Genomic DNA, 864 nt, shown 5'->3' with positions numbered 1-864 from the left:
ATCGAGAGCCGCCGCTCCGATCCGCGTCTGCACAACGCGGCCGTGCGGGCCCGGCTCGCCGGCCTCGGCGAGGATCGGGCGCGGCGGGCGCCGGCGCAGCGCCGCCGGGAGCTGCAGCGCGCACAGCTGCGCTTGCCGCTGCTGCCCACCACCACGATCGGCTCCTATCCGCAGACCACCGCGATCCGCACCGCCCGCGCGGACCTGCGCGCCGGCACGATCGACGACGCGCAATATCGCGAGCGGATGCGCGCCGAGATCGCGGATGTGATCGCGCTACAGGAGAAGCTGGGGCTCGACGTGCTCGTGCACGGCGAACCCGAGCGCAACGACATGGTTCAGTACTTCGCCGAACAACTCGACGGATTCGCCGCCACCGACAACGGCTGGGTGCAGTCCTACGGCACCCGCTGCGTGCGCCCGCCGATCCTCTACGGCGACGTCGTGCGCACCGCGCCGATGACCGTCGAGTGGATCACCTACGCCCAATCGCTGACCGGCAAGCCGGTCAAGGGCATGCTGACCGGACCGGTCACGATTCTGGCCTGGTCGTTCGTACGCGACGATCAGCCGCTCGCCGACACCGCCCGGCAGGTGGCGCTGGCCATTCGCGACGAGACGGTGGATCTCGAGGCCGCCGGCATCCGGATCGTCCAGGTCGACGAACCCGCGCTGCGGGAGCTGCTGCCGCTGCGCCGCGCCGATCAGGAGCAGTACCTGGACTGGGCCGTGGGCGCGTTCCGCCTGGCCACCGCCGGGGTTCGCGACGACACCCAGATCCACACCCATCTGTGCTACTCCGAATTCGGCGAGATCATCGGTGCCATCGCGGCCTTGGATGCCGATGTGACGTCCGTGGAGGCG

Annotated in this window: 1 pseudogene; it reads left to right on the top strand. The window is 70.5% G+C overall.

The annotated features are described in order from the left end of the window. A pseudogene (locus ON23_RS25460) lies at positions 1-864 on the top strand (5-methyltetrahydropteroyltriglutamate--homocysteine S-methyltransferase); the annotation flags it as partial.

The sequence above is a fragment of the Nocardia cerradoensis NBRC 101014 genome, assembly GCF_000308535.1.
Taxonomy (GTDB): Bacteria; Actinomycetota; Actinomycetes; order Mycobacteriales; family Mycobacteriaceae; genus Nocardia; species Nocardia cerradoensis.
Note: the sequence above shows the minus strand (reverse complement) of the source record. Positions and strands in the feature narration are given on the sequence as shown.